Source organism: Pseudomonas sp. NBRC 111143 (assembly GCF_001320965.1).
Lineage (GTDB): Bacteria > Pseudomonadota > Gammaproteobacteria > Pseudomonadales > Pseudomonadaceae > Aquipseudomonas > Aquipseudomonas machongensis.
Genome location: NZ_BCBT01000029.1, coordinates 26,689 through 50,917 on the forward strand (window position 1 = coordinate 26,689; position 24,229 = coordinate 50,917).

The window sequence follows — 24,229 nt, forward strand, 5'->3', positions numbered from 1 at the left end:
CCCACTGCTGCACCCTGTTGCCAGTCGTAGACCATCAAGAGGGGCACCCGGCCGTTTGCGAACGATTCGCTGGCGCTCAAACGCCACGGCCTATACAACGGGGGCACCACAGGGGTACGGCGGGCTTGTAGGGCCGCACAGCGCGCCGCCGAAAAAAAGCCCGCGCCGGGATACGACGCGGGCAAACTGCCAGGGAGAAGGCCAGGTGGCGTTGAGGCAGGAAGATCAGCTTGCCCGGCTGGGGCGCGGCGTGCCGTTGAGGTCGGCCAGCGCATCGGCCTCGGTCAGCACTGGGCGGGCCAGTTCGTCACGCAGGCGGAAGCCCAGCAACTCGTAGACCTTGCTCACGGCGTCCTTGCGGGCCTCGGTACGGCCACGCTCGGCACTATGCTGTGCCGGGTCGATAGCACCGTAATTGATGCCGACCACCTTGGTGCCGTTGCGCAACGTCAGCACGGCGAACGTCACACGCTCCAGGCCAACCCACGACGCAGGCGCGGTGCCGAGCTGGGATTCGCCGAGCACGCCATCGGCAGCGGTGAAGCAGAACTCGCTGACGACTTCCGCTTCGACATCGGCCGGAGTGACACGCGGGCCGTTCACTTGAGTGGCTTCCATGTTCATACCTCCACGATCTCGACCGCCTTCACGTCGAGCAAGGATTGCAGTTGCTTGCCGCCGACCTCGAACGAGGCATCGCTGCCGGGTTCATAGACCTGGCCATCGTGCTCGACGCGCACGATGGGCCGGACTGTCTTGGCATCGCCCTGCGCGGGCTTCACCTTCTGCTCGGCCTGGGCCTGGCCTTCCGGTTGTGCGCTGGTCTGCGCGGTATCGGCTTGCACAGTGTCGGCCTGCACGGCTTCGGCCTGCGGCTTGTCGCCTTCGCCTTCCGGCAACTGGACGGGTTCCTTCTTTGCCATCGTCGCCCCCTTACGCCACGGCGTTCTGGAAGAAGTAGCCCAGGTCGCGGGCGCAGATGACTTCCTTCACGCGCTCGCCGGAGCGCACGCGCTGGGAGCCAGTCAGGCCGATCTTCGGTTCGTCGATGCTGCCCGCGATCTTGTTGCCCCAGGCGGCAGTAAAGCCGTAGGTCACGCCAGCCTGCGGGCCTGCGGCGCGGTCGCGGTACAGGAAGGCCGCGTGCTTGCCCCACACGCGCGACATGGTCGCGGCCTGGCCCTTCTTGGCCTGGTTCACGAAGCCCGCGCCGACCAGCACTTCTTGCAGCTCGAAGAACTCGGCGAACTCCTGGCGCGACACCATGCCCGCGCCCTGCGCCGTGCCCTTGATGGCCTGCACGATCAGCTTGTGGCGGCGCAGCTTCGTCCAGGTCTGCTGGCCGAACACGGCGATGTTCGGGCGGATGATCGGCGAGTCGAGCGCGTCGCCGATGGAGGCCACCGGGTCGGACGAATCGTGCGACCACTGGCTGGTGCCCGACAGCGTGGCCTGGTTGTTGGCCGAGAAGCTGGCCGGGTTGAACACCTTGGAAGCGACACGCTGCTCACGGCCCAGGTTAACCAGGTTGGTCAGGTAGGCCGTGGACGTGCCGAGCGGATCGACGCCCTGGTTGTCGGCTTCGACGTCCTCGTTCGGCACGATGTCGTCGAGGCCGTGGTCTTCGACCTTGTCAGTACGCTCTTCGGCCTTGAACTCGACTTCGTTGGGCACCGACTTGCGGCCCACGCGGGTGTCAGGGACGGTGAAGCCTTGCGCCAGGTCGTACTCCAGCCACTTGAACTCCTGCGAGGTCGGCGTGCGCGGCAGGACGCTGTCGGCGATCAGCACCACGTCCGGGTTGCGGTACGCGATGGCGATGGCGGTCAGCTTCGGGTCGATGGGAAACGGGCGAATTGCCATGTGAATCTCCTATGTGTGATGAGGGTTAGGCAGCGCCCTGGAACACGCCGCGCGCGAGCAACACCGGGGCGATGTCGCCAGCGACCGCGCTGACCTCGGCGAAACCGATGATGTGGGCGTTGACGTTCGCCGCAGGCGCGGCGACCACAGCCTTGCCGTTGGCGTCCGCCGCGACCGGCTGGCCGCGCGCCACGGTGCCGCCAAACTCCACGTCCGCGAGACCGGCGCGAACCACGTCCACGCGCTCGCCCGCGACCACGGGCAGTTCCGCGTTCACACCGATGACCAGGTCGGTGCTGGCCGCAGCCTGCGCGACGCCACCATCGGCCGCGCCGAACTTGACGATGCGGTAGGCCGCAATGTCGCCCTCGGCGGTGTAGTTCTTGATGAGGGTGGGATTGCCCATTGCTTACGCTCCTTTCGTGACGTGGGCCACGGCCGCAGCCGTGGAAACGGTGACACCGGCCTGGGCCTGTTCCTGCTGGTACTTCAACGCGGCCTGGGCGATAGCGTTGGAGTCCTTCACGTCCAGGTCGCCGCCGCCCGCAGGCGGAGTGCCGCCGGTCTGCGTGCCTTTGAGCGCGGCCAGCGGCTTGGCTTCTTTGAGGAAGGCTTGCAGCGCCGCCAACGGCTGCGCGCGCCAGTAGGCTTCGTTGGGCGGCAGGATGCGCGCGTCGGACAGCGCGGCGGTCATCAGGCGTTCGTGCTCGGTCTTATCGCTGGTGGACTTGAGTGCGGCCAGTTCGGTGGTGAGCTTCTGGTGCTCATCCAGCGGGATGTGCTTGGCTGGGTCGAACTGGTTGGCCTTCAGCGCCGCGATCTGCTGCTCCTGGTCGCGGGCTTTCTGCACCAGCGTGGAGAGCTGCGCGAGCGCGGTGTCGTCGCCGGTGTCCAGGGGCAATCCCAGGGCCACCAGCACCTTGGTTTTTTCCATGATGGGTTCCTCGTTGGTAGTCCTGCCAGAGCCGGGCAGTCGGCGTAGCGAATCGTTGGTGAGCGCAGTGATCTCTCCCAGCGCGCCGAGCGCGGGCTTGTTGGTGAGAGCAACGCTATGCAGGCCGAGCACCATGCCGGTCTCGGCGTCGAAGATGAGAATGGGCGAGATGTAGAGGTACTCCTCGCCCTCCAGGTGCGCGCGGCCAGCGGCCGTCCAGCTCACATGCGCGAGCATCCCCACGCCAGGCGAATACTCCAGCGCGGTAATCCAGCCAGCAGCGGGCGCGGGTTGCCCGTTGTCTGCGGCCTTGAGGGTTTGGTGTTCGTAGTCGATGGGGAGCTTGACGCCGCCCGCCTTGAAGGTGGCGGTGACGGCAGCGGCGGCCGTGGCGTCCAGGAACCACGTCTTGGCCGTGACCCCTTCCATGTTGCCGGGGCGGCCGTCGAGGGCATCGAAGTGCCCATCGGGAATCACGCGCATCCGGGCAGGAGCGGTGCGCGTTGCGCCTTGGCCTTCGAGCACGATCTCGAAGGCCAGCGCTGCTACTTGTCGGTTTGCGGTGCTTTTGTCCATGCCGCCACTTTGCCGAGCGGCATGGGCGGCAGACAGTAAAGGCTTTTAGTTTTTGTGCGACCGCATTTTCTTCACGCAGACCTCGTGCATGGTCGCTGTGTCCACAACGCCCAGCAAGTTCTCAGTCGCGCCACCGTTGCCACGGACGATGTCAAAGTCGAGGGAATACAGCGGCGGCTGCTTGTTGTAGCCGCCTTCGCAGCGCAACGCGATGGTCTGCGACTTCGTCAATGGCCCCACTTTCTTGAGCACGTCGCTCAAGGCCACGTCTTCGGCCCGGAACTTCAGCACGGGATTCTCTGCCGCGCTGGTGTCCATCACCAGCACCGACACCTGCCGCTTCTCTGGTGGCGGCACGTCGTCAGCATCCTCGCCACAGGCAACAAGGCCCACGCAGGCCGCCAACGCGAAAACAACCCTCAAATTCATTTCACCCCCCTTGCACTCAATGCGTGTGCAATGCGCCCGCGCAGCGCCGCCGGTTCTGGCGTCGCATCGGCACTCCACTCCGGCCATAGCTCATCGAGCAGCTCATGGAAGCCAACCTCCGACAAGCCGGTCTCGCGCTTGTGCAGCTCATCCGCCAGCAAGCTGGCCAACACCTTCATCCGCAGCAACTGCGCTGCTGGCGTGGTGTGTTCCTCGCCCTTGCGCACGCCAGTCGTGATGTAGCCGACATCAGCTCCGGCCTCCGCGATAGCGGCCAGGTACTTCGCATCCGGTTGCCGCTTGTCGTTCTCGTAGTTGGTCTGGGCGCTGATCTGCACCCCGGCCAACGCCGCGAAATCAGTCTGGTTTAGACGGAGCCGCTTTCGCTCCTCTTTCAATCTGCATCCGATAGTCATTAAACCTCCAAATGAGTAAAAACAACTTGATCTTTTACTCGTTCGAGTAAATAATCACCACCATCACCAACCAAAACCACCAGAGGCCGAACCCATGACCCAAGACCAAATCGACCGGAAGATCGCCGCCTTTCGCGCCGACCTGGACGCTCGCGGTGAGTCGCTCTCCGACTACTGCCGCCGCAAGGGGCTGGACTACGACGCCATGTTCATGGTGCTGCGTGGTCGCTCCAAGGGCAAACGCGGCAAGGCGCATCAGGTGTTTGTCGCTCTCGGCCTCAAGCCGAACCGAGCCGCCTGAATTTTCGCACGCTGCAAATCATTTTCACAGGAGAACCTTAATCGTGAGCACACCAATCAAGACCAGCCAGACAGCAGCCAAGGTGCTCGATGTCCTGGCTGCACTGCTGGGCCACTTCGCCAACGGCATGACGCCCACCGATCTGTCGAAGGCCACCGGCCTCGATCCCAGCGCCATCACCCGTTACGTCGCCACGCTCGAAGAAAAGGGCTTTGCCGAACGCATCCCGGAGACCGGGCGCATCCGCCCCTCGGTGCAGTTCGCGCGCCACGCCGTTTCTATCCTCCGCAGCCTCGACGCCGCCCGCGAGCGTATCGAGAACATCCAGACCCGCCTGACCAATCACTAAGGAGAAGAACATATGGCCCGCACCGCAACCAAGATCGCACCCGCCGCCGAAGTCGTCACTGACGCCGACCTGCCGGGCCTGCCTGCCGCCACAGTAGCCGCCAACCAGCTCGCCGTCATGCACAGCAAGCAAGAGGCCGCCGCGCAGGCCATCGCCACCGAAATCGGCTACGAAGGTTCCCTGACCATCGGTGCCCTGGAAGATGAAATCCGCTTCTACCAGCGCCGCACGGTGGAATCACTGTTGGAGCTGGGCAAGCGCCTGCTGGTGCTACGCGAGCTGACGCCGCACGGTGAGTTCGAGAAGCGCGTGGAGTTCCTCGGCTTCAGCTACAGGTCAGCCGCGCGCTTTATGCAGGCCGCTGCCAAAACGGCGAAATCTGCCAATTTGGCACTTTTGAGCACCCAGGTGAAAAGTGCCAGCGCCTTCCTGGAGCTTGTTACTCACGACGATGACGTGCTGGAGAATCTGAAGGACATCGACGACATCGACCGTATGAGCGCGGGCGAACTACGGAATGCCATCCGCAGCCTGCAAGGCGATCTTGAAGCCAAGGACGCTGTCCTGGACAAGACGCAGAAAAAGCTCACCAACCTCCAGGTACAGCTCAAGAAGAAGGTGGTCGCCGACACGGACTGGCCCGACGCGCTGGAGCCGGTTTCCGACCAGGTCGCCGCCGCCGGTCGCAAGATCGCCCAGGCCATCAGCGAGCTGGAGACCTGCCGCATCACGTTGTTCGAGGTTGCGCAGGACATTCCCGAAGAACAGCGCCCGAAGTACGAAGCGGCGCTGGCCCACATCGCCGAGGTGTACGAGCAGGCGCTCTCGCGGGCAGAAGCGGGCCTGACCAAGGAACGCACCACCTTCGACAAATCGCTGGGCGCATACGCGCCAGAAGCGGCCTGAAGCGCAGGAACTCGATATGGCCCATCAACTCGCTCCAGACCTGCTGCAAGAGCTATTCGCCTTGCGCGACCGCATCGCTGCGGCCCCGCACGGTTGCGCGACCGAGCTGGTGCATAACTTTGCCAGCCTCATCGGCCGGAACCCCTCGACGGTCTACACCTGGCTGCGCACCCATGCAGGCTATCGCACCGGCCGCAAGAAGCGCGCCGACGCGGGCACCACTGCGCTGCCGAAGGAAACGCTGCACTTCATCGCAGCGGCCAAGCGCGAAGGCATCCGTGGCAACGGCAAGGCCACGCTGCCCACGGCGGTGGCCATGAACATCGCGCACACCAACGGCATCGACGTAACCGTCTCCGAGGGCCGCGTCAACGCGCTGCTGCGCGCCGCTCGCATGGACGCCAAGGCGCAGGCCGCCGCCCGCAACCACATCACGCTGCGCAGCCTGCATCCCAACCACCTGCACCAGATCGACCCCTCGCTCTGCCTCATCTACTACACGCCAAAGGGTCAGGCGATCATGCGCGACGAGGAGTTCTACAAGAACAAGCCCGCCAGCATGGACAAGGTGCGGCTCAAGGTCTGGCGTTACGTCCGCTACGACCACGCCAGCGGCACCATCGACGTGCGCTACTTCGAGGCCGCTGGCGAGAATCAGCACAGCCTGTTCGAGTTCCTGCTCTACACCTGGGGCCAGCAGTCCGACCGCATGTCGCACGGCGTACCCAAGATGCTCTTGTGGGACAAGGGCAGCGCCAACACCAGCTTCGCCATCAAGAACCTGCTCGACGCCCTGGGCGTTGACCACGAGACACACGCCACCGGCCACTCCTGGGGCAAGGGCGGCGTCGAGCAGGGCAACAACCTGGTGGAAACCCACTTCGAGTCCCGCCTGCGCTTCGAGCCAGTGGAGAGCGTCGAGCAGCTCAATGCTTCGGCGGCCCGCTGGGTACGCGACTTCAACGCCAACGCCATCGAGAAGGTCGATTGCCGCCTGGTGCGCGCCAGCGGCCAGCCGATGGTGCGCGACGACCTCTGGCAGCTCATCATGCGCCACCCCGGCGCACTGGTGCAGATGCCGCCGCGCGAGGTGTGCCAGTGGTTCATGGCGGGCCAGGAACTGACCCGCCAGGTACGCAACCTGAAAATCACCTTCGCTCACCCCGAGCTGGGGCGGCGCGCCAGCTACGACCTGAACCCCTGGGCCGAGTTCCTGGGCAATGGCCAGAAGGTGCGCGTCACACCGCTGCTCATGCAGCAGGGCGCGCTGCGTATCGAGATCGACCGCCTGGGCGCGGAACCCCTGCTGGTGCAAGTGGAGCCGGAGCGCGAGTTCGACGAATACGGGCGGCCCCTGTCCGCGCCGGTAGCGGGCGAGGAGTACGCCCGCGCGCCGCAGACCGCCAGCGAGCGTGCCGCGAACACGCTGGCCGCTGCTGCCTGGGGCGATGGCACCACAGTGGATGAGGCCGAGAAGAAGCGCGCCGAGCAGGCCCGCCCCTTCGGCCACCTCAACGATGGCAAGGGCTTGGTGGCGCACAGCCACCTGGGCCAGGCCGACCTGCCGCGCCGCCTGGTACCCAACGCCGGGGAAGTTCAAACGCCCCAGGTGCAACAGCTCCAGAGCAAGGCCGCATCGGTGCAGATGATGCTCACCGTGCCGGAGGCCGTTCGCGCCATCAAGGAGCGCCTGGGCGATGCCGCCCCTGCCGACCTCTACAGCCAGGTCAAAGCCGCCTTCCCGGACGGCAACGTGCCGCAATCGTGGGCTGATCAGTGGGCCATCGCACCGGCGGCAACGGGCACTCATGGCAGCAGCGTGATTGAGCTGAGGAGGTTCCGATGAGATACCCCGACAGCAAACCCACGCCCCTCAAGCTCAAGGCTCTGCTCAAGCGCATGAACGTGGCGCAGGCGCAGTTCGCCCGCACGCTGGGCATCAGCGCAGGAACCTTGGCCGACATCCTCAATTGGGGCTTCCAGCCTGCCAAGGGCTGGCCCGCTCTGCGCCAAGCCATCCGCATCGAACTGGCCCGGCTGGGCGCGTCCGAGAAAGCCATCGCCACCGCGTTCGAGCACCGCGCGGGCACCCCGAAAAACCGAGACGCCGCAGAGCGTTCCACCACCGCGCCCACGTCCGACGCGGCCTCCTCATCAACTGCCAAGAAGGAAACCGACATGCTGCTGCAAAAACAAACTCTGACCCCGGCCACCCGCAAGCACTTCAACCTGGCCGCCGATCCGTTCAAGAACGACGTCACGCAGGCCAGCGACGTCTTCATCAGCCAGGACATCCGCTTCGTGCGCGAAACGCTCTGGCAAACCGCCAAACATGGCGGGATGCTCGGCATCGTCGGCGAAAGCGGCAGCGGCAAGTCCACGCTGGTCGATGACTTCAAAGACCGCCTGGTGCGCGAAGGCCGCGACCTAGTCGTGATCGAACCCTCCGTGCTCTACATGGAGGAGAACGACGCCAAGGGCAAGACGCTCAAGAGCGCGGCCATCGTGCAGGCCATCATCGACACCGTCGCACCTGGCGTTGCTCCTGCGCGTGACTTGGAAGCCCGCGCGCGCCAGGTGAAGAAGCTGCTCACCGCCGGACACCGCGCGGGCCAGCGCCATCTGCTGTTGATCGAAGAAGCGCACTGCTTGCCCAAGGCGACCCTGAAGCACCTCAAGCGGTTTTCCGAGATCAAGGACGGTCTCTCGCCCATGCTGTCCGTGGTGCTGATCGCACAGCCGGAGCTGCGCGCCCGCCTGTCGGTGAGCGACCCCGATGTGCGCGAGGTCGCCCAGCGGTGCGACATCGTCGAGCTGCCGCCGCTGGACGGCTACCTGGCCGAATACCTCAAGTTCAAGCTGGCACGCATCGGCGTTGATGTGGCCCAGGTCATCACGCCCGAAGGCATCGCCGCGCTGCGCGAACGCCTGACCTTCGCTCGCCGCACCGGCAACGCCAAGTCGGCGCAGTTGACCACCACCTACGTGAGCCTGGCATACCCGCTGGCCGTCGCCAACGCGCTCACCGCCGCCATGAACGTGGCCGCCAACCTCGGCGCTCCGGTGGTGGACGCCGACATCGTCAAGGAGGCGTGACATGGCCGCCGTCCTGCATCTCGTCCGCCCCATCGCCCATACGGAGCATGTCATGAGCAGAGTGTTCACCGAGGAGTTCGTTTCCCGCCTGGAGCTGGTCAACCGCGTCGCCCGCGAGTTGCGCGCAATGGGCTACCGCGTGGTGCAGGAGTCGCTGTACCCCGGCCAAACCGACCGGCCAACCATCACCGTGACGCCGGGAAGCACCAAGCAGCTCAAGCCGCTGCTGGAGCTGGGCCACGGCCGCACCATCGAAACCCAGGCAGATGGCAGCCGCCTCTGCTCCATCCACTACCAGGGCATTCGCGTGGCCTGGAAAGAAGTGCTACGGGCGAAGGAACTGATGCAATGAGAACACGCTGCCCGTCCTGCGGCGCGACCCTATCGCTCGACGCCCTGGTCGCCCACGAAGGCGCGCGTGAAGCCCTCGCCGCCGCCTTCAAGCTCTCCGGCACGCTCGGCGCAGCCCTGGTGCGCTATGTCGCGCTGCATCGGCCTGACTCCCGCGAACTGACGATGGAGCGCGTGGGCAAGCTGCTCAACGAGGTGTTGCCGGACATCCAGGCAGGGCGCATCACGCGCAACGGCCAGGTGTTTGAAGCGCCACAGGAAGCCTGGGTGTGGGCCATTGAACAAGGGCTGGCCGCGCGCGATGCGGGACGGCTCAAGACGCCCCTCAAGGGCCACGGCTGGCTCTACGAGGTAATCAGCGGCTATCGGCCCGCCGTAAACAACCTGGTGGTCGATGGTGCGCCGCGCCTGACCACCGGCAAGACCACGTCCAAGACCCTGTCGGGCATCGCGGCGCTGGAGAGTTTCAAGCATGGTGCCTGACTGGTTCCGCATCGTCATTGCCACCGGCTTGCAGAAGCTGCTGGCCCTGCGCCTGGCGGGCACTCCGCCAGAAGACGCCATCGTCGGCACCGCCGAGGTGTGGCTGGAGGCGATCTGGAACAACGGCTGCCGGTGGGATGAACAGCTCGACCGAGAGCGCCTGGAGCGCGCCTTCTTGGTGCTGTTCCGCGTCTGCGATCGCTGGCCGCCACCGAAGCTCTACCTCGACAACATCGGCGCTCGCGCACCACCGCGCCAGCTACCGCCGCCCCCGGTCTCGCCGGAAGTGCGTGAACAGAACCTGGCACGCATCCGCGAGTTAATGAAAGACCTCAAGAAAACGCTATCAATGAAGGAGCCACATCATGGCAACCAGAAAAAAGGCAAAAGCGGCACAGTGGGTGTGCCAGAGCAAGGAACTGACGATTGAAGCCATCCGCGCCCTTGGCGATGCGCAGCGCGAGCTGACGCGGGTGGAGACCGAGATCAACGACCAGATCGCGGCTATCACCGCCGGGCGCAAGGACGAGATCGAGGCGCTCAAGACGCGCATCGACACGCTGGCCGGTGGCATCCAGACCTGGTGCGAAGCGCACCGCGCCGAGTTGCTCGCGGGCGGCGGCAAGGAAGCCAACCTTATCACCGGCCTGGTCAAGTGGCGGCAGCGACCGCCCAGCGTCAGCATCCGCAGTGTCGATAAAGTGCTGGAGACACTGCGCTCGCTGGGCCTGGGCCGATTCATCCGTAGCAAGGATGAACCGAACAAGGAAGCCATGCTCGCCGACCCCACGGCTGTATCCGGCATCGCGGGTATCTCCATCGTGACCGGCGTCGAGGACTTCGTCATCGAGCCGTTTGAAGTCGAGGTCGCGTGATGAAGATCGCACACAAGGCTGCATTGGTGCTGCTGCTCACCGCCGTCCTGGGCTTCATCGCGATAGCCATCTACCAGCGCAACGTGGTGGCCTTTATCTGGTTTCTGTTCCCGCTGATCGTGTTCGGCACGGATGCCTACGAAACCTTCATCGCCGCACCGCGCAGGGCGGGGCTTTTCGACAAATACGGCAACCCCATTGTCGTCAAAAAAGTGGAGGACGTGTGATGAGCAGCCCCCTGCAACTCCAAGTCAACAGCAACGGTTCATGGAAAACCGTCGTTTCCTTCGGCCTCGGTGAACAAACAATGGAGCGCGTAAAGCACGCTGCACAGGCGCTCTATGAAGCTTCACCGACCACCTATTGGCGCATCACAACGGGCGAGGGACGCTCGCCCCGCGTGCTGGCCCTTATGGGCCGCAACACCTATGGGTTGTGGGCAACGAAGGGAGAACAAGCATGAATCACGACAACCTCATCAAATGCACGCGCTGCCGTCATGCCTGCATGGAATCGGCGTGGCTCGATGTCCCCTCCAAGAAATACGGTGGTTGCACGGAAAAGACATGCCCTCGTTGTGGCTGCAAAAGCTACTACGACATGACTCCACAGGTTGCCTGGTGCTGGGCTTCCGGCTTGATCGAGATCGGAAACCATCTGCCCGCCAGTAGCTTGGATGGTAGTGGAGCGATCTTGATCGCCGAAGGGCCACGGTACGCGCTGAAGGGTGCCATTGATGTCGCCGCCCGACACGGTAAGGGTGCCAGTGAGGGCAAATTGTTGGTGCCGGGGATTCCAGAGGCAGAGAACCAGAAAGCCGCGATCAGGGCGCTGTATCAATGGCTGGATTGGAACCGCAAATGCAGGCGTGGGAAGCGCGACGGCATCGTCTGGATTGAAGCGCCCTCATCGCTGGGAGCGGCCCTATGAAATCCGCCGCCCGCACCGCCGCTAATCAGGATGCTCGCCAGCGCCTCATACGTCTCATTCATGTGGGCAAGCGCGAGCTGGGCCTGGACGATGAGATCTACCGCGCGCTGCTCATGGGCAGTGTGCAGAAGGATTCCACCTCGGCCATGAGCGTGCCGGAGCTGGAGCGCGTCCTGGAGCGCATGAAGCGCAGCGGTTTCAAGGTGCGGGTCAAGTCGGCCCGGCCTCCTGCTCAAAGCAGGCCGGGCCGTCCTCTGGCGCAATACCCGGAGGCGCGGAAGGTACGCGCCCTCTGGTTGTTCCTGCACCAGTTGGGCGCGGTGAAGAACCCATCCGAGGAAGCCCTGGCGGCTTATGTGAAGCGCATCGCCAAGGTGGACGCACTGCAATGGACGAACGGCAACCAGACGGAAGCCCTCATCGAGACTTTGAAGAAGTGGGCCATGCGCTACCTGCCTGGCCAGGTGAGGGAAATGGCTCAAACCTTATCGGAAGCGATCAAGACCGGCAGCGTCACATTGAGCGACGAGGAACTGACCGGGCTGCGCTCCACGGTCGGCCTGGCGCAAACCCGGCAGACCTTTGACCCCATGCAAACTGCTTGGGATGCACTGAAAACAGCACTCGATAAGAGGGAGAAACCATGAAGCCAGAGAGCACGATGATGCACTTCCCGGATGGATACCCGGAACTGCTCGAACAGATCGGCCAGGTGATCTACAACCGGCTGGTCACACACGAAATTGCGCAAGCTACGTCGCTTGCGTTCACCATCACCGAAGCCATCCGCACGGAGATCGGAGGCGTTCAACAGTACATCCCGCGCGGCTTGTCCTATGAGCTGTCACAACGCGATGAGCAAATCTGGTCGGAGTTCAACGGGGACAACTACAAGATGCTCGCGCACAAGTACAACCTCACGGAAATGCAGGTGAGGAACATCGTGAAGCGGGCGCGGCAGCGCGACCTAAGCACCCGGCAGATGCCACTGCTGCCGGACGGAAACTAAAGCACTTTAATCGCATCACCGGGGAGCCGCCGCCATCATGACGGCATGAAAAATTCTCGCTCCCTAGACGATCTTTTGCCGCCCGTGCGCTCACGGGCGCAAGCCTTCCTAGCCGCGTGCAAGCAGGAGGGCATCGACATCCTCGTTACCTCCACCTACCGCGACCTGGAGAGCCAAGCTGCGCTCTACGCCCAGGGCCGAACCGCCCCCGGCAAGCGTGTAACCAATGCCAAGCCGGGCCAGAGCTATCACAACTGGCGCGTCGCCTTCGACGTGGTGCCTCTACGCGACGGCAAAGCCGTGTGGAACACCACCGGCGCTGACGGCAAATTGTGGGAACGCATCGGCCAACTCGGCGAGGCGGCTGGTCTGGAATGGGCGGGGCGTTGGAAGACATTCCGCGAATACGCTCATTTCCAGTACACAGGCGGCCTGTCGCTGGCGCAGCTCGCCGCTGGCAAGGTTCCGCAGGAGGTCGCCTCGGCATGAATCTCATCGACCTGGTCTCCCGCGACGGCCGCCTCTCACACACGAAGATTTGGGCCAACATCGGCTACGCCGCCGCCACCGTTTCGTTTGTGCGCCTGAACTGGGTGGGCCAGGCCGAGACGGAAGTCTGGTGGGCCTACCTATCCTGCGTTGCTGGTGCCGTCACGGCCTCGAAGTTCCTCTCGCTCAAGTACAGCGGCCCCGCTACCCGCGCCGCCAATGCGGAGGAGAAATCGTGAGCGCCGCCGTCATTCAGTTTTTCCGTGAACTGCCTTGGAAGCTGCTGGGCCTCACCGCCATCGTCACCGTATCCGTCATCGGTGGTTGCCATTACGGCGAATCCACCGTCAATGCCGCATGGGATGCCGAACGTGCGGCGGCAAAGCTGGCCGCCGCGCAAACCGCCACCACCCAGGCCGAGGTCACTACCCAGGTGGTGACGCAATACGTTGACCGCGTCCAGGTAGTGAAGGAGCGCGGCAAGGAAATCATCAAGGAGGTTCCTGTCTATGTTTCGTCTGCTGTTACCTGCGATCTGCCTGGCGGTTTCCGCGTGCTCCACGATGCCGCCGCCCAAGGCGAACTTCCCGACCCCGCCGGAGTTGCTGATGCGCCCGCCGCCAGCGTTGAAACCGCTGCCGCCACCGTCGTCGAAAACTACGCCACCTATCACGAAGTCGCCGAACAGTTGAAGGCGCTGCAATCGTGGGTCAACCAGCAGGAGCAAGCGCAATGACCATTCAAGTTGATTTTTGGCACTTGGTCGGTCTGCTGCTGGGCTTCATCGGCACCCTGGCTTCGTTCGGGAAGATTCTGCTGCGGCAACTCGACGCCCGCATCGACCAGCAAAACGACCGCGTGAGCAAGCTGGAAAACCAGCTCAACGAAACCCTGACCAAGCTGCCGCTGGAGTACCAGCGGCGTGAGGATGCCATCCGCTTCGAGACCGTGCTCAACGCAAAGCTGGATGCCATAGGAGCACGAATTGAACGTCTGATGGAGAAGTCTGTATGACCCCTGACCTGGAAAAAGCCCGGCGCGAAAACCTGCGCTGGCTCATCTTGTTGGCACTGAACTCCGCGCAGCCGGTGGGTACGAGCGAACAAGTGGTGCTATCGGCGATCACGCCGATGCTGCCCGACCTGACCACATTGGAGCTGCGCCGCAACCTCGACTACCTGGCCGCGCGCGAACTCATCACGATCACCGGCCGCGACTCGCAGCCGCAGTGGTTCTGCAAGCTCGACCGCTATGGCATCGACGTGGTCGAGTACGCGGTCGCATGTGAGCCGGGCATCGCGCGCCCGGCCAAATACTGGTGAGCCGCCATGCCTCGACGTTCCAAGGTGGAGGCGCTTCCCGCGCACGTTAAAGCCTGGCTCGACCAAGCGTTGGTGGAGAACAACTTCAGCCAGTACGAGCTGCTGTCCGCCGAGCTGGCCAAGCGCGGCTTCGAGATCGGCAAGTCCGGCCTGCACCGCTATGGCCAGGCGTTCGAGGAGCGCCTGAAAACCCTGCGTGTGGTCACTGAACAGGCACGCGCCGTAGTACAGGCCGCTCCCGACGACGATGGCGCTGTCAACGACGCCCTGGTGCGGCTCACGCAAGAAAAGATGTTCTCCATCCTGATGGAGATGGAGGTAGACCCCGACGCTGTCGATCTGCCGAAGCTGGCCCGCGCCGTGGCCGAGTTGGGCAAGGCTTCGGTCGCGCAGAAACGCTGGCAGGCCGAGGCCCGCAAGCAGGCGCTGGAAGAAGCTGCCGCGCGCGTTGACACCGCCGCCCAGGCGCGCGGCCTCAATGCCGACGAAGCCCGCTTCTGGCGCGAACAAGTCCTGATGGGCATGTGATGGGTATTCCTGCATCTCTCCCCGATACCGAGCGCATCGTCGAGTGGGACGAGCTGCCGGAGAACGTCCGCCAAATACCTCCTGACTTCGACCCATTTGCCGAAGGCGTGCTGATGAAGCACCAGTCGGACTGGATTCAGATGCAGCAGGACTTGGACATCTCGGTGTGCGAGAAAGGCCGCCGCACGGGTATCACGTTCGCGCAAGCACTGACCGACACGATCACCGCCGCCACCGCCAAGGAAGCGGGCGGCAGCAACGTGTGGTACATGGCCGACACGCGTGAAAAGGGTCTGGAATACATCGGCTATGTCGGCAAGTTCTCGCAGATCGTGGCGCGCGGCCAGGCAACGCGCATTGAGCAGCACATCTTCCTTGACCAGCGGGCCGATGGCACCAGCCGCGAGATTCAGGCGTTCCGCGTCCGCTTCGCCAGCGGGTTCCGTGTCACTGCACTTTCTTCTCGGCCGGAAAACATCCACGGCCTGCAAGGGCTGGTTGACCTTGACGAAGCAGCCTTGCACAAGGACGTTTCCAAGGTGCTCGAATCAGCGACGGCCCTGCTCATTTGGGGTGGCCGCATTCGCGTCTGGTCATCGCATCGCGGCAAGAAAAATGCCTTCCACCAGTTGGTGAATGACGTCCGTGCCGGGCGCTATGGGAAACGTGCCAGGTGCATCCGCATCACGTTCGATGACGCCGTGGCGAATGGCCTCTATGAGCGCGTTTGCGCCATGAAAGGCATCCCAGCGACCGAAGAAGGCAAACGGGAGTGGTACACCGCCATCCGGGCCGCCTACGGCCCGCGAAAAGCAGCCATGCGCGAGGAACTCGACGTGATTCCACGCGACGGCGATGGCTCGGCAATTCCATCGGTCTGGATTGAGCGGGCGATGCCGGAAGTGCGCCCCGTGCTCCGTATCGCTTTCAGCGACGACTTCCCGAAGCGTTCGGAAAAAGAGCGCGAAATCTGGTGCGCGTCGTGGATTGCCACCACGCTCATGCCCGTCCTCAACGAAGCGCAGCGCGGCTTTACCGGGCGTTGGGCAATTGGCATGGACTTCGCGCGCCACCGCCACTTCTCCGTCATCAAGCCCGCCCGCATCACGGCCGACCTTCGCCGCGACGTGCCCTTCATCCTCGAACTGGCCAATGCCCCGACTCGCCAGCAGGAGCAGATTCTCTGGGCGCTGCTGGGCGAGCTGAAGCGGTGGACTTTCGCTGGCGATGCGACCGGGCCTGGTCAAACGCTCATGGAATACACCGGCGACAAGTTCGGACGCGCGGTGTTTGACGAAAAAACGGGCAACTACATCGGCGGGCCTGTTCACGAAGTCACGCTCTCTCGCGCCTGGTACGGCGAATGGATGGGCAAGTACATCTCGCTGTTCGAGGACGGCTTCATCGCCATGCCGCGCGACGCATCGCTGGAGGATGACCACCGCGCCGTCGAGTTCATCGACGGTATCCCGATGGTGCCCAAGCTGGAGCGCAAAGACCTGAAGGACGCCGACCTGGTGCGCCACGGCGACGGCGCGGTGGCGGGCGCGCTGATGAATTTTGCCGCGCTCAACCCGGTGAATGAATGGCTGGCCGAGTACATGGAAGTGCCACGGCGCGATGCGCAGGTCGATGAGATGGACACCGACACCGATCTTGAATACGGCGGCCGCATGGCTGGCTGGTAGGAGCACTGAATGGCAAAACTTCTCGACCAATACGGCAACCCCATCAACATGGCGTCGCTGGATGAGGCGCAGACCTCGCAACTAATCAACCTGCACCGGGAGGTCGCGCAACATCCCTCGCGCGGCCTGACGCCCGCACGCCTGAACTCCATCCTGGAGCGCGCGGAAAACGGCGACCTGATCGCCCAGCATGAGCTTTTCCGTGACATGGAGGAACGCGACGGCCACGTTTTCTCGGAGCTGTCCAAGCGCAAGCGCGCCGTCATCAAGCTGCCCTGGGACATCGTGCCGCCACGCAACCCGAGCAAGGAGGAGGAAGAAGCCAGCGCCTACGCCAAGGAGCTGCTGCTAGACATGACCGACCTGGAAGACCTCATGTTCGATGCGCTGGACGCCATCGGGCACGGTTTTGCGCCTATCGAGTACGACTGGGACAGGGTTGGTGGTGACTGGACGGTGGTGCGATTCAACCACCGCCCGCAGACGTGGTTCCGCTTCGACCGCGACACTCGCACCGAGCTGCGCCTGCGCGACAGCTCTCTGGACGGCGCGCCACTGCGCCCGTTCGGCTGGATGATGCACGTCCACAAGGCCATGTCCGGCTACACCGTGCGCTCCGGCCTGGGCCGCGTGCTGGTTTGGCCCTACTTATTCAAACACTTCTCGGTTGGCGACCTGGCCGAGTTCCTCGACATCTACGGCCTGCCGCTGCGCATCGGCAAGTATCCGAGCAACGCCAGCCCCGAGGAAAAGGCAACGCTCTGGCGCGCCGTCGCGGGCATTGGCCACAACGCGGCAGGCGTCATCCCCTCGGCGATGGCCATCGAGTTCGAGGAGGCCGCGAAGGGTTCGGAAAAGCCGTTCGAGGTGATGATTAAGTGGTGCGAGCAGACGCAATCGAAGGCCATCTTGGGCAGCACCTTGACCAGCACGACCGAGGCCACCGGCCTCGGCTCCGGCGTGGCAGAAATCCACAACGAAGTGCGCTTGGACATCCGCGACAGCGACTGCAAGCAGCTCGCGGGCACGCTCACCCGCGATCTGATCTACCCGTTGCTGGCCATCAACAAGGGCTGGGCCGACTTCCGGCGCTGCCCGCGCCTGGTGTTCGACACGACCGAAGGCGAGGACATCAAGGTCTACGCCGAAGCGCTGCCGAAGCTGGTAGCCATCGGTATGCAAATCCCCACGCAGTGGGCACACGAACGGCTGCGGATTCCCCAGCCGACCTCGGATAAGGAGGCCGTCCTGGCCACCAGCGCCGCCACCCCGGTCAAGGATGAGCCGCCCGCCCCCAAGACCAAGAAGGCCGACGCCAAGGCCGCACTGGTGGCCGCGTTGCGCGAGGAAGCAGCGGTCGGTTCCGAGTTCCCCGACCAGGCCGTGCTTGATGGCGCGCTGGAGGAACTGTCCGCCGTGCTGCAACCGCAGGCGGCCGCCTGGATCAAGCCTGCGCTGGAAGCCCTCAACCGGGCATCCGGCCCCGAGGATGCACTGGCACTGCTGGCCAGCGAAAACCCGCTGACCGATGACGCGCTGCTGGTCGAAGCCATCGCCCGCGCCCTGTTCGTGTCCGAACTGTTCGGCGCTGACGCCATTCGACAGGAGTTGACCGAATGAGCATCGACAAGTCCACCCTCTTGGCCGCCTTCAACATGCCGCCCGAGCAGGCAGTCGAGTTCCTGCGTTCCAAGGGCTTGCAGGTCAGCGAGTCCTGGCGCGACCTCTGGCAGACGGCGCACCGGCGCGCCTTCACCGTGGCGCGCTCGGCGGGCTATGACGTGCTGGAGGACATCCGCTCTGCGCTGGTGGAGTCCATGAGCAAGGGCGAGAGCTACCAGCAGTTCATTGACAAGCTCACGCCGACCCTGCAGGCCAAGGGCTGGTGGGGCAAGGAGATCGACTACGAGACCGGCGAGATCACCGTGTACCCTGGAACCAGCCGCCCGGTGGAGCTGGGCAGTCCGCGCCGCCTGAAGCTGATCTACGAGCAGAACATGCAGACCGCTTTCCAGGCCGGGCGCTGGCGCGGCATGAAGGCGGCCACCGCCACGCATCCCTTTTGGCGCTACGTGGCCGTGCTGGACAACCGCACACGGCCCACCCACCGCGCTATGCACGGGCGAGTGTTCCGCCACGATGATGCAGGTTGGTCGGTCGCCTATCCGCCGAACGGCTGGAAGTGCCGGTGCCGCGCGCAGCCATTGACCGCCTCAGCCGTCCGGCGCAACGGCTACGAGGTCGAGTCCGCCGAAGGTCACATCCAGGAGGTGGACGTGCCGCAGCGCGACGGCTCCACGATCAAGGTCAAGCGCCTGACGCTGCCGGGCATGGAGAGGCCGTTCCAGCCCGACGCGGGCTGGGACTACAACCCGGCCGCCGACTACCACGGAGGTCAGCCATGACCGACATGAACGTCGAGATCAACGACCAGGCAAGTGCCAAACTGGCAGAAATCAGGGCACGCCTCCAGAATCCCGAGCCGCTGATGGCTGGCATCGCGGCTGAAGTTCTGTCATTGACCGAGGAAGCATTCGAGCGCGAGGGCGAGGTGGGCGGCGACAAGTGGAAGCCGCTGGCACTCTCGACCATCAGGCAACGCGAGAAGGCTGGCCACTGGCCTGGCAAGAAGCTGCAACGCTCTCCGGGCGGCCTGGCCCCGAGCGTCCAGCCCTTCCACGATGCCAACCGGGCCGGTTTGTCCGTCTCGAAGCCCTACGCGGCCATCCAGCAGCTCGGCGGCAAGGCCGGGCGCGGCCAGAAGGTTAATATTCCAGCCCGTGGGTACATGCCGGTTAGGAAAGAAGGCAGCGACCTGGAGTTGACGCCTACGGCGCGGTCGGTGCTGCTGGAGATGATGGCCGACTTCGTGGAAGCCGGTATTTGATGGCCCGGCGAGCGCCGCGACCCGGTTTTCAACACTTGCAAGACGTTTTCAAAAGCCATCCCGTTACTTACGGCCTCTTCCCAGCTCTTCCCGGACTTATCGTCTCTTCTCTCTAGGGAATATGGTGGTTCTGTTCACCACGGCGAGGAGCTCAGCATCGCGGCAATGGAACTGGCCAACGCCCAAGCGCGCCATCAGGCCCTCGAGCAGTTGTATGCACGACGCGAACTGCTCGCTCCGCTGGCCGGGTATGTGGTTCGCCCGGCCCCTCAGGAGGGCGGAAAATCCGTCCCCCTGCAAACGGGTGTCGCCGTCACCCAGGGGGTACCGCTGCTCGGCGTGATAGGCCAGGAGCGCTTCCAGGCCTTGAGCCGGGTGGAAGAGACCGACCTGCGCCTACTGCACGAAGGCATGCCGGTGCAGATCAGTGGCGACGGCTTTTCCGGTGAACTGAGCGGTCGCCTGACCGCCATCGGTATCCAGAGCGAGACGGCTGATACGCAAGGCGCCGGAGCTCAGTACCCAGTGAAGGTGTCGATCGACCTGCCAGCACAGCCCTTGCAGCACCCCATGCGCGCGGGGATGAGCGCACGCCTGTCGATCATTCTGCAGCGTGACGAACAGGGTATCGCCATTCCCCCGCACGCATTGCGCGATGATGGGCAGGGGGGACGCTACGTGGTGTATCGAGCGACGCCACAGGCTGCGGTCGAGCAGATTCCGGTGACGACCGGTGCAGCGGTGCCCGAGGGCGTGATGGTGCGGGGGCTGGAGGCTGGGCTGGTGGAGGTGCAGGAGCGCACGCCTGACTGAAGAACTGCCACGTTCGAAGACCAAAATCCGGAAACCAGGACGATCTGACAGTGTTCAATGCGTGAACTGAGCTGCAAGGTCCGCATGTATACATCGCCTTCCATGCGGACCTCGTGGCTGGCCACCACCGCACCATGCCCGCAGTCTGTTCCCAAGGCTTTCAATGCCGATATCGCCTCAGGCCGTGACGCTGGTATTGCCCAAGGGCTCGAGCAGGCCCTGGCGAGTAGCCCTGCACACGGCACTGACCAAAGCCTGCAGCGAAGCCTGGAGAATGCTGCTGTCTTTACCAACACCGAAAAGCAGCTGGTTGTTGACGCGAATTTCCACATAGGCGATCGCCTCGGCCTGGGCGCCATCACGTACCGCATGCTCGTGGTAGTCGGCGATGTCGAAATTCAGGCCAAGTGCGGCAAAGGCGTTGACCAGCGCGGCGAGCGGCCCGTTGCCCTTCCCGGTCAATGGCAGGCTGTCACCGTCAACGAGCAGTTGAGCATTCACGTAGGTGCTTGCTTGGTCACTGGTGAGCATGGGCTGGGTCAGGGTGTAGGGCCTGCCCTGCTGCAGATAGGTTTCAGTGAAGCAGGACAGGATCATATCGCTGGTCACTTCCCGGCCTTCGGCATCGGCAACCCGCTGGACCACGCCGCTGAACTCCATTTGCAGACGCCGCGGCAGCATGATGCCCTGCTGCTCCAGCAGATACGCCACGCCTCCCTTGCCCGACTGGCTGTTGACCCGGATCACCGCCTCATAGCTGCGCCCCATGTCGGCAGGGTCGATCGGCAGGTAGGGGATTTCCCAATAACCGTGAGGGTTTGCGTGGCGGCGCGCGAAGCCTTTCTTGATCGCGTCCTGATGAGAACCGGAGAACGCAGTGAACACCAACTCACCGGCATAGGGATGACGAGGATGGGTAGGTAACTGGTTGCAGTACTCGACCTCACGCTGAACGTGGGTGATGTCCGAGAAGTCCAGCTCAGGGCTGATGCCGCTGGTATACAGATTCATGGCCAAGGTCAGGATATCGACGTTGCCTGTGCGCTCGCCATTGCCGAACAGCGTCCCCTCGACCCGTTCGGCACCCGCCAGGCACGCCTGCTCGGCAGTAGACACTCCAGTGCCGCGGTCATTGTGTGGGTGCACGCTGATGATCACGCTGTCTCGCTGGCTCACATGCCTGCAGAACCATTCGATCTGGTCGGCGAACACGTTGGCCGTCGACACCTCGACGGTTGTGGGCAGATTGAGAATCATCTTGTTGCACGGCGTTGGCTGGAACTCGGCGATGACCGCGTCGCAGATTTCCAGGCCGAAGTCCAACTCGGTGAAGCAGAACGTTTCCGGCGAATACTGGTAGGTCCACTGGGTTTGCGGATTGGCCTGCATCAACGCCTTGATCTCACGGGTGGCCTGGGTGGCAATGTCGATACAGCCAGCGCGGTCGACACCGAACACGACTTCGCGGAACACAGGGGCCGTGGCGTTGTAGACATGCACAATGGCCCGCGGCACGCCCTTGAGCGCCTCGAAGGTGCGCTCGATCAGGTGAGTACGCGCCTGAGTCATGACCTGGATGGTGACATCGTCAGGGATTGCGCCGCTTTCGATAAGCTCACGGACGTAATCGAAATCAGTCTGCGATGCCGCCGGAAAACCTACCTCGATCTCCTTGAAACCGACCTTGACCAGCAGGTCGAAGAAGCGACGCTTGCGCTCGGCGTTCATCGGCTCTATCAGGGCCTGGTTGCCGTCGCGCATATCAACGCTGCACCAGACCGGTGCGACTTTCTGTACCAGGCCAGGCCACGTGCGGTCCGGCAGATCAACCACGTTGAAATGGCGGTATTTAGTGGAAGGGTTCTTCAACATCATGGCGGCGTTCTCCTTGGCCTGTAAGCGATCGTGCTGGCGCTGGGTGAGGTGAGCGTATATCTCATATTGGATCCAATTTATGCTGAAAGCGCTTAGTCCGGATTGCGTTCTGTTTACCCAGAAACAGGGTTATGTTTTTTAAAATTGCTGAGAAATCAATTTTCTTAGTGAATACTTGCCATATGACATAAAAAGTATCTTCACGCTGCTGCGCCACGGTGGGCCTGACGGACTGTGTCCACTCAACTAAAAAACGCCATGCCTTGGCAAAATCTCGTCGCACTCTTCACCCGCCACTGCCCACGCCCCTGGCTATCCTTGCCCCTGCCGCAGGACGCGGCATCCCCAGTGACCAAGGAGTGTCCATGTCTCTCGCCCTCGTCCACAGCCGCGCCCAGGTCGGGGTGTTGGCGCCCGCTGTCAGCGTCGAAACCCACTTGGCCAACGGTCTGCCCAACCTCACCCTGGTCGGCCTCCCCGAGGCCACGGTCAAGGAAAGCAAGGACCGGGTACGTAGCGCCATCGTCAATTCCGGCCTCGAATACCCGGCCCGACGCATCACCCAGAGTCTCGCCCCCGCCGACCTGCCCAAGGATGGCGGGCGCTACGACCTTGCCATCGCCTTGGGCATCCTCGCCGCCAACGGCCAGGTGCCGGTGGCGACCCTGGCCGATTTCGAATGCCTGGGCGAGTTGGCGCTATCCGGGGCATTGCGCCCGGTGCAGGGCGTGCTGCCAGCGGCGCTGGCGGCGCGGGAGGCCGGGCGGGCACTGGTGGTGCCGCGGGAAAATGCCGAGGAGGCGAGTTTGGCCAGTGGGCTGGTGGTGTATGCGGTCGGGCATCTGCAGGAGCTGGTGGCGCACCTCAATGGCCAGGCACCGCTGCCAACCTATGCCGCCAATGGCCTGACACTGCGCGCGCGCCCCTATCCGGACCTCAGCGAAGTACAGGGGCAGATCGCGGCTAAACGCGCCCTGCTGGTCGCGGCGGCGGGAGCGCACAACCTGCTGTTCACCGGGCCACCCGGCACTGGCAAGACCTTGCTTGCCAGCCGCCTGCCGGGGTTGCTGCCACCGCTGGACGAGCACGAGGCGCTGGAGGTTGCGGCCATCCAGTCGGTCAGCGGCAAGGCACCGATCGACTGCTGGCCACAGCGGCCGTTTCGCCATCCTCATCACAGCGCGTCGGGCCCGGCACTGGTCGGTGGCGGCAGTCGGCCGCAGCCTGGGGAAATCACCCTGGCCCATCATGGGGTGCTGTTTCTCGACGAACTGCCCGAGTTCGAACGGCGTGTGCTGGAGGTGCTGCGCGAGCCGCTGGAGTCTGGCGAGATCGTGATTTCACGGGCCCGGGACCGGGTGCGCTTTCCTGCGCGCTTTCAGCTGGTAGCGGCGATGAACCCCTGCCCCTGCGGCTACCTGGGCGACCCGGCAGCCCGCTGCCGGTGCAGCCCTGAGCAGATCCAGCGCTACCGCAACAAGCTCTCGGGCCCGCTGCTCGACCGCATCGACCTGCACCTGACCGTCGCACGCGAAAGCACTACCCTCAGCCACCAGCCCAGTGGCGAGACCAGCGCCAGCGTCGCCGCCCAGGTCGCCCAGACCCGCGAGCGGCAACAGCGTCGTCAGGGTTGTGCCAACGCGTTTCTCGATATGCCAGGCCTGCGCAAACATTGCGACCTGAAAGCCGCCGACCAGTCATGGCTGGAGGGCGCGTGCGAGCGACTCAACCTTTCGTTGCGCGCCGCTCACCGTCTGCTCAAGGTGGCCCGCACGCTGGCCGACCTTGAACAGGCCGAACATATCGATCGTTCTCACTTGGCTGAAGCCCTGCAATATCGACCCGCCGGTTGAAACCCGACCAGGGCGGCACACAGCCCCAGCCCCCATGCCAGATTGATAGCCCTCGTCCACTGGCCCGATCACGGGCTACCACGGTAGGCGCCCGCCTGCGCCTAACCCTCAAACTCATGGGGCATATCCAGCTGGTTACTAAAAGGTAAGTACTTTACCAAAGTAAAGTGAGGTTCTAGTATCCAGACAGCTCAAGTCCTTCTCGCGGCAAAGGCATCCTGCACCTGAAGGTTGTGGAGGGTTGAACCGAGACCTA

34 protein-coding genes are annotated in these 24,229 nt (G+C 63.8%); 26 read left to right on the top strand and 8 right to left on the bottom strand.

The features are described 5' to 3' along the window. Positions 1 to 225 precede the first annotated feature (225 nt). The 7 genes from APH44_RS16685 to APH44_RS16715 are packed head-to-tail and all read right to left on the bottom strand — an operon-like array spanning position 226 to position 4,218. Positions 226 to 618 carry a Gp49 family protein gene (locus tag APH44_RS16685; RefSeq protein ID WP_054893684.1) on the bottom strand — a complete coding sequence of 131 codons (393 nt, stop codon included), beginning with the start codon at positions 616 to 618 and terminating at the stop codon, positions 226 to 228. Between the two features lie 2 nt (positions 619 to 620). Further along, positions 621 to 923 (bottom strand): hypothetical protein, encoded by a 303-nt coding sequence (locus APH44_RS16690; protein WP_054893685.1) that lies wholly within the window; start codon positions 921 to 923, stop codon positions 621 to 623. A 10-nt stretch (positions 924 to 933) separates the two neighbouring features. After that, complete coding sequence (locus tag APH44_RS16695; protein ID WP_054893686.1) at positions 934 to 1,863, bottom strand: major capsid protein; 930 nt, start codon at positions 1,861 to 1,863, stop codon at positions 934 to 936. A 25-nt stretch (positions 1,864 to 1,888) separates the two neighbouring features. Then, on the bottom strand, positions 1,889 to 2,269 hold the full coding sequence (locus APH44_RS16700) for a capsid cement protein (protein ID WP_033965077.1): 381 nt from the start codon (positions 2,267 to 2,269) through the stop codon (positions 1,889 to 1,891). Between the two features lie 3 nt (positions 2,270 to 2,272). Further along, complete coding sequence (locus tag APH44_RS16705) at positions 2,273 to 3,373, bottom strand: phage protease (protein ID WP_052156556.1); 1,101 nt, start codon at positions 3,371 to 3,373, stop codon at positions 2,273 to 2,275. A gap of 45 nt (positions 3,374 to 3,418) precedes the next feature. Then, positions 3,419 to 3,802, bottom strand: a complete 384-nt coding sequence (locus tag APH44_RS16710) for a hypothetical protein (RefSeq protein WP_033965075.1) — start codon at positions 3,800 to 3,802, stop codon at positions 3,419 to 3,421. After that, a complete protein-coding gene (locus tag APH44_RS16715; RefSeq protein ID WP_052156555.1) occupies positions 3,799 to 4,218 on the bottom strand; it encodes a helix-turn-helix domain-containing protein in 420 nt (139 codons plus the stop codon). Before APH44_RS16715 ends, APH44_RS16710 begins: the two co-directional genes overlap by 4 nt. Positions 4,219 to 4,312: 94 nt before the next feature. On the opposite strand from APH44_RS16715, the gene APH44_RS16720 reads away from it, so the two are divergent. The 25 genes from APH44_RS16720 (at position 4,313) to APH44_RS16840 (ending at position 20,245) form a co-directional block, all read left to right on the top strand. Beyond that, positions 4,313 to 4,519 carry a hypothetical protein gene (locus APH44_RS16720; RefSeq protein WP_052156554.1) on the top strand — a complete coding sequence of 69 codons (207 nt, stop codon included), beginning with the start codon at positions 4,313 to 4,315 and terminating at the stop codon, positions 4,517 to 4,519. Positions 4,520 to 4,562: 43 nt separating this feature from the next. Next, positions 4,563 to 4,868 (top strand): helix-turn-helix domain-containing protein, encoded by a 306-nt coding sequence (locus tag APH44_RS16725; protein ID WP_113995593.1) that lies wholly within the window; start codon positions 4,563 to 4,565, stop codon positions 4,866 to 4,868. Between the two features lie 12 nt (positions 4,869 to 4,880). Next, positions 4,881 to 5,774 carry a hypothetical protein gene (locus APH44_RS30085; RefSeq protein WP_054893687.1) on the top strand — a complete coding sequence of 298 codons (894 nt, stop codon included), beginning with the start codon at positions 4,881 to 4,883 and terminating at the stop codon, positions 5,772 to 5,774. 16 nt (positions 5,775 to 5,790) lie between these two features. Next, positions 5,791 to 7,620: a DDE-type integrase/transposase/recombinase gene (locus tag APH44_RS16735; protein WP_213732115.1), complete on the top strand. Its 1,830-nt coding sequence runs from the start codon at positions 5,791 to 5,793 to the stop codon at positions 7,618 to 7,620. Then, entirely contained in the window at positions 7,617 to 8,870 is a 1,254-nt protein-coding gene (locus APH44_RS16740) for an AAA family ATPase (RefSeq protein ID WP_054893688.1), read from the top strand. Before APH44_RS16735 ends, APH44_RS16740 begins: the two co-directional genes overlap by 4 nt. A 52-nt stretch (positions 8,871 to 8,922) precedes the next feature. Continuing rightward, complete coding sequence (locus tag APH44_RS16745; RefSeq protein ID WP_153574852.1) at positions 8,923 to 9,222, top strand: hypothetical protein; 300 nt, start codon at positions 8,923 to 8,925, stop codon at positions 9,220 to 9,222. Further along, positions 9,219 to 9,704 (top strand): hypothetical protein, encoded by a 486-nt coding sequence (locus APH44_RS16750; protein ID WP_033965072.1) that lies wholly within the window; start codon positions 9,219 to 9,221, stop codon positions 9,702 to 9,704. The genes APH44_RS16745 and APH44_RS16750 overlap by 4 nt, the downstream gene beginning before the upstream one ends. After that, on the top strand, positions 9,694 to 10,134 hold the full coding sequence (locus APH44_RS16755) for a hypothetical protein (protein ID WP_052156551.1): 441 nt from the start codon (positions 9,694 to 9,696) through the stop codon (positions 10,132 to 10,134). Before APH44_RS16750 ends, APH44_RS16755 begins: the two co-directional genes overlap by 11 nt. Continuing rightward, positions 10,070 to 10,579, top strand: coding sequence for a host-nuclease inhibitor Gam family protein (locus APH44_RS16760; RefSeq protein ID WP_033965070.1), 510 nt, complete (start codon positions 10,070 to 10,072; stop codon positions 10,577 to 10,579). Before APH44_RS16755 ends, APH44_RS16760 begins: the two co-directional genes overlap by 65 nt. Beyond that, positions 10,579 to 10,806: a hypothetical protein gene (locus APH44_RS16765; RefSeq protein WP_054893690.1), complete on the top strand. Its 228-nt coding sequence runs from the start codon at positions 10,579 to 10,581 to the stop codon at positions 10,804 to 10,806. The genes APH44_RS16760 and APH44_RS16765 overlap by 1 nt, the downstream gene beginning before the upstream one ends. Further along, positions 10,806 to 11,042 (top strand): hypothetical protein, encoded by a 237-nt coding sequence (locus APH44_RS16770; protein ID WP_054893691.1) that lies wholly within the window; start codon positions 10,806 to 10,808, stop codon positions 11,040 to 11,042. Before APH44_RS16765 ends, APH44_RS16770 begins: the two co-directional genes overlap by 1 nt. Then, positions 11,039 to 11,509 (top strand): hypothetical protein, encoded by a 471-nt coding sequence (locus APH44_RS16775; RefSeq protein WP_054893692.1) that lies wholly within the window; start codon positions 11,039 to 11,041, stop codon positions 11,507 to 11,509. The genes APH44_RS16770 and APH44_RS16775 overlap by 4 nt, the downstream gene beginning before the upstream one ends. Then, positions 11,506 to 12,156 carry a gp16 family protein gene (locus APH44_RS16780; protein WP_082430650.1) on the top strand — a complete coding sequence of 217 codons (651 nt, stop codon included), beginning with the start codon at positions 11,506 to 11,508 and terminating at the stop codon, positions 12,154 to 12,156. The genes APH44_RS16775 and APH44_RS16780 overlap by 4 nt, the downstream gene beginning before the upstream one ends. After that, entirely contained in the window at positions 12,153 to 12,518 is a 366-nt protein-coding gene (locus APH44_RS16785) for a Mor transcription activator family protein (RefSeq protein ID WP_033965066.1), read from the top strand. Before APH44_RS16780 ends, APH44_RS16785 begins: the two co-directional genes overlap by 4 nt. A 45-nt stretch (positions 12,519 to 12,563) precedes the next feature. Continuing rightward, a complete protein-coding gene (locus tag APH44_RS16790; protein WP_033965065.1) occupies positions 12,564 to 13,007 on the top strand; it encodes a M15 family metallopeptidase in 444 nt (147 codons plus the stop codon). Continuing rightward, complete coding sequence (locus APH44_RS16795) at positions 13,004 to 13,246, top strand: hypothetical protein (RefSeq protein ID WP_054893693.1); 243 nt, start codon at positions 13,004 to 13,006, stop codon at positions 13,244 to 13,246. The genes APH44_RS16790 and APH44_RS16795 overlap by 4 nt, the downstream gene beginning before the upstream one ends. Next, the gene (locus APH44_RS16800; RefSeq protein ID WP_218187343.1) at positions 13,243 to 13,743 is read left to right on the top strand and encodes a hypothetical protein; all 501 of its coding nucleotides are present in this window, start codon (positions 13,243 to 13,245) and stop codon (positions 13,741 to 13,743) included. The genes APH44_RS16795 and APH44_RS16800 overlap by 4 nt, the downstream gene beginning before the upstream one ends. Further along, a complete protein-coding gene (locus tag APH44_RS16805) occupies positions 13,740 to 14,021 on the top strand; it encodes a hypothetical protein (protein WP_033965062.1) in 282 nt (93 codons plus the stop codon). Before APH44_RS16800 ends, APH44_RS16805 begins: the two co-directional genes overlap by 4 nt. Beyond that, on the top strand, positions 14,018 to 14,329 hold the full coding sequence (locus APH44_RS16810) for a hypothetical protein (RefSeq protein WP_033965060.1): 312 nt from the start codon (positions 14,018 to 14,020) through the stop codon (positions 14,327 to 14,329). The genes APH44_RS16805 and APH44_RS16810 overlap by 4 nt, the downstream gene beginning before the upstream one ends. A gap of 6 nt (positions 14,330 to 14,335) precedes the next feature. Next, entirely contained in the window at positions 14,336 to 14,857 is a 522-nt protein-coding gene (locus tag APH44_RS16815) for a DUF3486 family protein (protein WP_033965058.1), read from the top strand. Continuing rightward, positions 14,857 to 16,545 carry a hypothetical protein gene (locus APH44_RS16820; RefSeq protein ID WP_052156549.1) on the top strand — a complete coding sequence of 563 codons (1,689 nt, stop codon included), beginning with the start codon at positions 14,857 to 14,859 and terminating at the stop codon, positions 16,543 to 16,545. Before APH44_RS16815 ends, APH44_RS16820 begins: the two co-directional genes overlap by 1 nt. A 9-nt stretch (positions 16,546 to 16,554) precedes the next feature. Then, positions 16,555 to 18,165 carry a DUF935 domain-containing protein gene (locus tag APH44_RS16825; RefSeq protein ID WP_054893694.1) on the top strand — a complete coding sequence of 537 codons (1,611 nt, stop codon included), beginning with the start codon at positions 16,555 to 16,557 and terminating at the stop codon, positions 18,163 to 18,165. Then, entirely contained in the window at positions 18,162 to 18,950 is a 789-nt protein-coding gene (locus APH44_RS16830) for a phage minor head protein (RefSeq protein WP_054893695.1), read from the top strand. Before APH44_RS16825 ends, APH44_RS16830 begins: the two co-directional genes overlap by 4 nt. Continuing rightward, positions 18,947 to 19,432: a phage virion morphogenesis protein gene (locus APH44_RS16835; RefSeq protein WP_033965052.1), complete on the top strand. Its 486-nt coding sequence runs from the start codon at positions 18,947 to 18,949 to the stop codon at positions 19,430 to 19,432. Before APH44_RS16830 ends, APH44_RS16835 begins: the two co-directional genes overlap by 4 nt. 165 nt (positions 19,433 to 19,597) lie before the next feature. After that, on the top strand, positions 19,598 to 20,245 hold the full coding sequence (locus tag APH44_RS16840; RefSeq protein WP_054893696.1) for an efflux RND transporter periplasmic adaptor subunit: 648 nt from the start codon (positions 19,598 to 19,600) through the stop codon (positions 20,243 to 20,245). A gap of 177 nt (positions 20,246 to 20,422) precedes the next feature. Here the strand turns inward: APH44_RS16840 and leuA are convergent, their stop codons facing one another. Continuing rightward, complete coding sequence (leuA, locus tag APH44_RS16845) at positions 20,423 to 22,120, bottom strand: 2-isopropylmalate synthase (RefSeq protein ID WP_054893697.1); 1,698 nt, start codon at positions 22,118 to 22,120, stop codon at positions 20,423 to 20,425. Positions 22,121 to 22,485: 365 nt separating this feature from the next. Between leuA and APH44_RS16850 the strand changes: the two genes are divergently transcribed. After that, positions 22,486 to 23,973, top strand: coding sequence for a YifB family Mg chelatase-like AAA ATPase (locus APH44_RS16850; RefSeq protein WP_054893698.1), 1,488 nt, complete (start codon positions 22,486 to 22,488; stop codon positions 23,971 to 23,973). Positions 23,974 to 24,229: the final 256 nt, after the last annotated feature.

Bases quoted from the DNA above. Each gene is read 5' to 3' on its own strand.
- APH44_RS16810 (WP_033965060.1), top strand. From the start codon at position 14,018: ATGACCCCTGACCTGGAAAAAGCCCGGCGCGAAAACCTGCGCTGGCTC.
- leuA (WP_054893697.1), bottom strand. From the start codon at position 22,120: ATGATGTTGAAGAACCCTTCCACTAAATACCGCCATTTCAACGTGGTT.
- APH44_RS16765 (WP_054893690.1), top strand. From the start codon at position 10,579: ATGAAGATCGCACACAAGGCTGCATTGGTGCTGCTGCTCACCGCCGTC.
- APH44_RS16795 (WP_054893693.1), top strand. From the start codon at position 13,004: ATGAATCTCATCGACCTGGTCTCCCGCGACGGCCGCCTCTCACACACG.
- APH44_RS16780 (WP_082430650.1), top strand. From the start codon at position 11,506: ATGAAATCCGCCGCCCGCACCGCCGCTAATCAGGATGCTCGCCAGCGC.
- APH44_RS16715 (WP_052156555.1), bottom strand. From the start codon at position 4,218: ATGACTATCGGATGCAGATTGAAAGAGGAGCGAAAGCGGCTCCGTCTA.
- APH44_RS16815 (WP_033965058.1), top strand. From the start codon at position 14,336: ATGCCTCGACGTTCCAAGGTGGAGGCGCTTCCCGCGCACGTTAAAGCC.
- APH44_RS16755 (WP_052156551.1), top strand. From the start codon at position 9,694: ATGGTGCCTGACTGGTTCCGCATCGTCATTGCCACCGGCTTGCAGAAG.
- APH44_RS16840 (WP_054893696.1), top strand. From the start codon at position 19,598: ATGGAACTGGCCAACGCCCAAGCGCGCCATCAGGCCCTCGAGCAGTTG.
- APH44_RS16785 (WP_033965066.1), top strand. From the start codon at position 12,153: ATGAAGCCAGAGAGCACGATGATGCACTTCCCGGATGGATACCCGGAA.
- APH44_RS16850 (WP_054893698.1), top strand. From the start codon at position 22,486: ATGTCTCTCGCCCTCGTCCACAGCCGCGCCCAGGTCGGGGTGTTGGCG.
- APH44_RS16735 (WP_213732115.1), top strand. From the start codon at position 5,791: ATGGCCCATCAACTCGCTCCAGACCTGCTGCAAGAGCTATTCGCCTTG.
- APH44_RS16790 (WP_033965065.1), top strand. From the start codon at position 12,564: ATGAAAAATTCTCGCTCCCTAGACGATCTTTTGCCGCCCGTGCGCTCA.
- APH44_RS16695 (WP_054893686.1), bottom strand. From the start codon at position 1,863: ATGGCAATTCGCCCGTTTCCCATCGACCCGAAGCTGACCGCCATCGCC.
- APH44_RS16825 (WP_054893694.1), top strand. From the start codon at position 16,555: ATGGCAAAACTTCTCGACCAATACGGCAACCCCATCAACATGGCGTCG.
- APH44_RS16760 (WP_033965070.1), top strand. From the start codon at position 10,070: ATGGCAACCAGAAAAAAGGCAAAAGCGGCACAGTGGGTGTGCCAGAGC.
- APH44_RS16690 (WP_054893685.1), bottom strand. From the start codon at position 923: ATGGCAAAGAAGGAACCCGTCCAGTTGCCGGAAGGCGAAGGCGACAAG.
- APH44_RS16770 (WP_054893691.1), top strand. From the start codon at position 10,806: ATGAGCAGCCCCCTGCAACTCCAAGTCAACAGCAACGGTTCATGGAAA.
- APH44_RS16720 (WP_052156554.1), top strand. From the start codon at position 4,313: ATGACCCAAGACCAAATCGACCGGAAGATCGCCGCCTTTCGCGCCGAC.
- APH44_RS16805 (WP_033965062.1), top strand. From the start codon at position 13,740: ATGACCATTCAAGTTGATTTTTGGCACTTGGTCGGTCTGCTGCTGGGC.
- APH44_RS16740 (WP_054893688.1), top strand. From the start codon at position 7,617: ATGAGATACCCCGACAGCAAACCCACGCCCCTCAAGCTCAAGGCTCTG.
- APH44_RS16750 (WP_033965072.1), top strand. From the start codon at position 9,219: ATGAGAACACGCTGCCCGTCCTGCGGCGCGACCCTATCGCTCGACGCC.
- APH44_RS16745 (WP_153574852.1), top strand. From the start codon at position 8,923: ATGAGCAGAGTGTTCACCGAGGAGTTCGTTTCCCGCCTGGAGCTGGTC.
- APH44_RS16830 (WP_054893695.1), top strand. From the start codon at position 18,162: ATGAGCATCGACAAGTCCACCCTCTTGGCCGCCTTCAACATGCCGCCC.
- APH44_RS30085 (WP_054893687.1), top strand. From the start codon at position 4,881: ATGGCCCGCACCGCAACCAAGATCGCACCCGCCGCCGAAGTCGTCACT.
- APH44_RS16710 (WP_033965075.1), bottom strand. From the start codon at position 3,802: ATGAATTTGAGGGTTGTTTTCGCGTTGGCGGCCTGCGTGGGCCTTGTT.
- APH44_RS16685 (WP_054893684.1), bottom strand. From the start codon at position 618: ATGGAAGCCACTCAAGTGAACGGCCCGCGTGTCACTCCGGCCGATGTC.
- APH44_RS16820 (WP_052156549.1), top strand. From the start codon at position 14,857: ATGGGTATTCCTGCATCTCTCCCCGATACCGAGCGCATCGTCGAGTGG.
- APH44_RS16775 (WP_054893692.1), top strand. From the start codon at position 11,039: ATGAATCACGACAACCTCATCAAATGCACGCGCTGCCGTCATGCCTGC.
- APH44_RS16705 (WP_052156556.1), bottom strand. From the start codon at position 3,373: ATGGACAAAAGCACCGCAAACCGACAAGTAGCAGCGCTGGCCTTCGAG.
- APH44_RS16700 (WP_033965077.1), bottom strand. From the start codon at position 2,269: ATGGGCAATCCCACCCTCATCAAGAACTACACCGCCGAGGGCGACATT.
- APH44_RS16835 (WP_033965052.1), top strand. From the start codon at position 18,947: ATGACCGACATGAACGTCGAGATCAACGACCAGGCAAGTGCCAAACTG.